Below are 5,179 nucleotides of genomic sequence, written 5' to 3' on the forward strand. Positions count from 1 at the left end.
GGCGCGTGACGCGGCCTGCCGCCACCGGCCGAGAGACGCGGACGCCGAGGCGCGTGACGCGGCCTGCCGCCACCGGCCGAGAGACGCGGACGCCGAGGCGTGTGGGATCGGCCCCGTCACCGACCGAGGGCGCGCACCGGGGCGACGGCCTCGTCCGTGCGGCCCGCGCCGCAGACGCGGAGGATCTCGGCGAGGGCCCGGGACGCCTCCCCGGCCGGTACGGGGCCGGCGCGGACCTCCTGGGCGAGGTGGAGGACGGCCGAGAGGCGGGCCGCCGCGTCGGGGTTGGCGACCCGGGCGCGCCGGCCCCGCATGACGAGGCTGAGCATGGCGGGCGAGGTCCCCAGGGTCTCGGCGAGCCCGGACTGGGTCATTCCGAAGCGGTCGCAGAGGTCCCGGCACAGCTCGCCGAGCGGAGCCCCGTACCACTGGCGCTGGAGTTCCTGGTTGCGGGCGATGGCGGTCGCGTCCACGGGAAGGACGCCAGGCCTCCGAATTGACACTCGCCAAAGGAAGTTTTCATGTGTCAATCTCCCCGTCGGAAGGCACGACCTCACCCACCCTCACTGATGGGACGTCACCATGCCCTGGAAGCGCACCACTTCGCTCGCCGCCGTCGCCGCCGTCGCCGTCCTCGGGCTGACCGCCTGCGGGTCCGACGGCACGGACGCCAAGGCCGGCGCCACCGCCACTGCCACCCCCACCACCCAGCCCCAGGCCGGCGGTGCCACGGACTCCCCCACCTCCGACGCGCCCTCCACCGGCGGCGTGAAGAAGCCGGACGACCTGCCCGCCGGCCTGCCGCTGCCCTCCGGGGAGCTGACCGGCGTGACCGGCAGCAAGGGCGCGTACGTCCTGACCTTCAAGACCCAGGACCCGAAGGCCGCCATCGCCGAGTACCGCAAGGCCCTTGAGGACGCCCAGTACACGGTGGTGGACATCGCCGGCGTCTTCAGCGCCACCTCGGGCAAGACCTCCGTCTCGGTCGCCACCAGCGCTGACACCGTCGTCCTGACGCTGGCCACGCTCTGACGGGCCGCCCGCACCTGTACCTGAGCGACTTCGGGGTGGCCCGGGTACTGCCCCATGTCCGGCTGACCTCCACGGCGTTCGCCGTCGGCACGCCGGACTATCCGGCTCCGGAGGTCCGTTCGGGCGCGTCACCGGGAGGTTCCGCGCAGGACGTGTACGCAGCGGGGCTCGTCCTGCGGGCACTCGGCGCGCCCGAGGCCCTCACGGCCGCGATGGCCGCCTCCGTACCCGAGGAACGGCCCACGGCCTCGGCGGCGCGTGACGTGCTCGCCGAGGCCGAGGTGGGACCGCCCGACCCCACCGGTCCGGCGGCGTTCGCGCCGTGCCCGGCGGACGAGTCGCTCGCCGTCGCGTTCAGCCCCGAGGGGTGCCTCCTGGTCTGCGACCACGTCCCCGCCACCCGGCGGTACGAGTGGCAGCCGCAGACCTCCGAGGGCTGAACGGAGGACGAGGGCCTACACCGCGTCCGCAAGCAGCAGCGAGTGGATCCGGTCCGGAGCGCCCGGGCGGGCGTAGTACCAGCCCTGGGCCGTGTCGCAGCCGAGGTCCCGGAGCTGGCGGGCCTGGGCGCCCGTCTCGACGCCCTCCACCGTGACCGCGAGCTCCAGGCTGTGGGCCAGCGAGACGATCCCCTCGACGATCTTGAGGTCGACCGGGTCCACCGGGTGCTGCTGCATGCCCCGGGTGAAGGACCGGTCGAGCTTGAGGACGCTCACGGGGAGCCGCCGCAGGTTCGCCAGGTTCGAATAGCCCGTGCCGAAGTCGTCGAGGGCGATGTCCACGCCCATCTCGGCGAGCTGCCGCAGCGGCTTCAGCAGGTCCTCGTCGGCGCCGATGAGGGCCGACTCGGTGACCTCCAGGCACAGCGCGCCCGGTTCGAGGCCGGACCGCTCCAGGACGTCGACGGTGTCGGCGACCAGGCGGGGGTGGTGGAGCTGCGTCGGGGAGAGGTTGACGTTGATCCGCAGCGGCCCGCCGTCGGAGTGCCGGGCCTGCCAGAAGCGGGCCTGGCGCACGGCTTCCTGGAGCACCCAGCGGCCGAGCGGCACGATGAGCCCGGTGTCCTCGGCGAGCGGGATGAAGCGGTCCGGGCCGAGCACCCCGTGCTGCGGGTGGCACCAGCGGACGAGGGCCTCCGCACCGTGCACGCTGCCGTCGCCGAGGTGGACGAGCGGCTGGTACTCGATGAAGAACTCGCCGCGCTCCAGGGCGGTCGGCAGGGCCGTGGTGAGCCCGTGCCGGGTGATGGCGCGGGCGTCGGCCTCGGGGTCGGCGAGTTCGAAGCGGTTGCCGCCCGCCGACTTGGCCCGGTACATGGTGATGTCCGCGCTGCGGAGCACCTCGGCCGGGGTCCGCTCCCCCGCCGGGCCCTCGACCACGCCGAGGCTGCCGCGCACGGTGAGTTCACGGCCGTCGATGCGGAGGGGGGTGGCGAGGGCGGCGAGGATGCGGTCGGCGAGTTCGGTGACGTCCCGCTCGCCGTCGGGGGCGGTGGTGAGGGCGACGAACTCGTCGCCGCCGAGCCGGGCGACCATCTCGCCCGCCCCGGTGACGCAGGTCTGGAGCCGGTCGGCTACCTCGACGAGCAGCCGGTCCCCGGTGGAGTGGCCGAGGCTGTCGTTGATGACCTTGAAGCCGTCGAGGTCGAGGTAGCAGAGGCCGAAGCGGGCGTTGTCGCCGGGGGCGAGGGCCTTCTCCAGGCGTTCGAAGAACAGGGTCCGGTTGGGCAGTCCGGTGAGCGCGTCGTGGGTGGCCTCGTACCGCAGGCGCAGATGGAGCAGGCGCCGTTCGGTGGTGTCCTCCATGAGGGCCAGCTGGTACTGGGGGTTGCCGTCGGCGTCCCGGAGGAGCGAGACGGTGAGGTTGGTCCACAGAACCGTTCCGTCACCGCGGTAGTACGGCTTCTCGACGCGGTAGTGCTCGCGCTCGCCGCGGACCAGTTCCTCGTACAGCTTCCAGACGTGGGGCCCGTCCTCCGGGTGCACCCACTCGCTGACCTTCCGGCTGCGCACCTGGCCCTCCATCCCGCCGAACATGCGGGTGAGGGTCTCGTTGACCTCCAGGACGTTGCCGTCGAGGTCGGCGATGCCGATGCCGATCGCCGCCCCGTCGAAGACCGCGCGGAAGCGGCTCTCGGTGGCGTGCAGGGCGATCTCGGCGGCGCTGCGGGCGGTGAGCGCGGAGCGGGCGATGGCCTCCTGCTCGACGCGGGTCCGCTCGCGCAGGGCCTGCGCGTAGCCGGTGGCCATGGCGTGCTGGAGCCGGGCGCAGCGGGCCCGTAGTTCCTCGGCGGCGAGGTCCGACTCCGTACCGCAGTAGAGCACCAGGTACGAGTCGACGACGCCGAGGCTGCGGCCGAGTGCGTCCGGGTCGGTGCAGTGGGCGTCGACGAGGGCCGCGCCGGTGCGCTGGGCCGGTGCCGTGTCGAAGGGCCGGGCGTGCAGGGCGTCGCACAGGGTGCGGGCCAGCGGCAGCAGGTGCCCCTCGAACTCGGCGCGGGTCAGCGAGGTGGCGGTGACGGGGAAGATCGCCCGGCTCCAGATGGTGACGAACCGCCTGAGTCTGTCCTCCGGGCCGTCGGCTTCGGCGACGGCGCCGGACGGCTGCGACGGGACCTTCACGGCTTGCGCCCCACCCCTGCGAACCCGGAGAAGGCGTACGGATCCTCCTCCTCGGCCGGACCGTCCGGCCGCCACAGCGGCATCGGGACGAGTCCGGGCTCGACCAGTTCGGTGCCCTCGAAGAAGCGGGTGATCTCGCCGCTGGACCGCATCACCAGGGGGTTGCGGATGTTGCGGTAGACCCCGACGGCGCCGCCGGCCGTCTCCTCGGAGAGCGGGATGCCCTCGTACGAGGCGTGGGTGAGGACGACGAGGCTGCCGGGGGCGAGGGCCTCGACGAGTTCGGCGACGGCCTCGTACGGGCCGTCCTGGTCCTCCAGGAAGTGCAGGACGGCGACGAGGAGCAGGGCCACCGGCCGGTCCAGGTCGAGGAGCCGGGTCGCCTCGGGGCTGTACAGGATGTCGGCCGGCTTGCGCAGGTCGGCGGAGACGACGGCCGCGCTGTCGTCTCCCTCCAGGACGGCGCGGCTGTGGGCCACGGCGACGGGGTCGTGGTCGACGTAGACGACCCGGGCGGCGGGGTCGGCGGCCCGGGCGACCTCGTGCACGTTGCCGAAGGTGGGTATGCCGGAGCCGATGTCGAGGAACTGGGTGATGCCGCTGTCGACGGCGTGGCGGACGGCGCGCCGCATGAAGGCACGGTTCGCCTGCATGATCTTGGGCAGGCCAGGCATGAACTCCATGGCCTTGCGCGCCGCTTCCCGGTCCACTTCGAAATTGTGCGAGCCGCCCAGATAGAAGTCGTACATACGGGACACGCTCGGTACCGAAATGTCGATACCGGGCGGAGCCCAGGCGGGACGCTCCATCAATGTCTCCAACAAGTCGCCACGGGGGATGCGGCCAGGTGTTCGCGGCCGGTGTTCGAGGTGAGGCTACTGATCACCCGCCGAGAGAGCGAGTAGAAACGGAAATTCGCGGTCCGTTCTTGGTCACACGCCATTGGCACGTGCTCGTGGAACGCAGACTTCACGCCTTCAGGCTGTGCAAATTCACGTGCATATGATCGTGCGTCGGCTACGGGGACGGTACCGGTCACGCCCGACGAGGTCCCAGGTCCCGTCCGTACCTCGGCTGTTGCCGCCCTCCGGCCCCGGTCGCCGGTGCAGGATGCCCTGTCGGCCGTCCCGTCCGACAGGGCGACAACCGGACAGTTCTTCCCCGGAGGCCTGAACGGACCGTGTCGGCCACCCGTCCGGAATCAACCCGACCGGCAATACCGGGCATTGCTCCGAATCCGCCTCCGACACCCGGCGAAACGTCAAACCCGCACATCCGGAGATCCCCTCCATCTGGCGAATCCCGGCCGATTCCGCCCCGGCGCGCCGCGTCTGTGATCAAGCTCGACGGCGTGTCTCTGTATGGATCACTCCTCGCGCGGCCGCTGGCGGCCCTCGGGCTCGTGTGGCTGCTCGCCGCGCCGGTGCCCGCCGCCGCCGACGCCTGCGCCTACGCCTCGACCGACTCGGGTGGCGTACTCATCGCGGTGGCGGCCGTCACCGGCGACCGCCACCGCGATGAGTACG

The 5,179-nt window shown here is 72.4% G+C and carries 5 protein-coding genes; 2 read left to right on the forward strand and 3 right to left on the reverse strand.

Annotation, left to right across the window (positions count from 1 at the left end):
- Nucleotides 1–116: 116 nt before the first annotated feature.
- Nucleotides 117–473, reverse strand: a complete 357-nt coding sequence (locus CCN56_RS11610; RefSeq protein WP_086826191.1) for a helix-turn-helix transcriptional regulator — start codon at nt 471–473, stop codon at nt 117–119.
- A 109-nt stretch (nt 474–582) separates the two neighbouring features.
- Here CCN56_RS11610 and CCN56_RS11615 point away from each other — a divergent pair, with 109 nt between their 5' ends.
- A complete protein-coding gene (locus CCN56_RS11615) occupies nt 583–1,032 on the forward strand; it encodes a hypothetical protein (protein WP_086826193.1) in 450 nt (149 codons plus the stop codon).
- A 152-nt stretch (nt 1,033–1,184) separates the two neighbouring features.
- Nucleotides 1,185–1,472 carry a hypothetical protein gene (locus CCN56_RS43110; RefSeq protein ID WP_179199801.1) on the forward strand — a complete coding sequence of 96 codons (288 nt, stop codon included), beginning with the start codon at nt 1,185–1,187 and terminating at the stop codon, nt 1,470–1,472.
- 15 nt (nt 1,473–1,487) lie between these two features.
- On the opposite strand, the gene CCN56_RS11625 is transcribed toward CCN56_RS43110, so the two are convergent.
- Both CCN56_RS11625 and CCN56_RS11630 read right to left on the reverse strand, forming a co-directional pair.
- On the reverse strand, nt 1,488–3,653 hold the full coding sequence (locus tag CCN56_RS11625) for a bifunctional diguanylate cyclase/phosphodiesterase (RefSeq protein ID WP_086826197.1): 2,166 nt from the start codon (nt 3,651–3,653) through the stop codon (nt 1,488–1,490).
- The gene (locus CCN56_RS11630; protein WP_086826199.1) at nt 3,650–4,462 is read right to left on the reverse strand and encodes an SAM-dependent methyltransferase; all 813 of its coding nucleotides are present in this window, start codon (nt 4,460–4,462) and stop codon (nt 3,650–3,652) included. Before CCN56_RS11630 ends, CCN56_RS11625 begins: the two co-directional genes overlap by 4 nt.
- Nucleotides 4,463–5,179 lie beyond the last annotated feature (717 nt).

Origin of the sequence: Streptomyces sp. NRRL B-24572, from assembly GCF_002156145.1 — a bacterium.
GTDB lineage: Bacteria > Actinomycetota > Actinomycetes > Streptomycetales > Streptomycetaceae > Streptomyces > Streptomyces vietnamensis.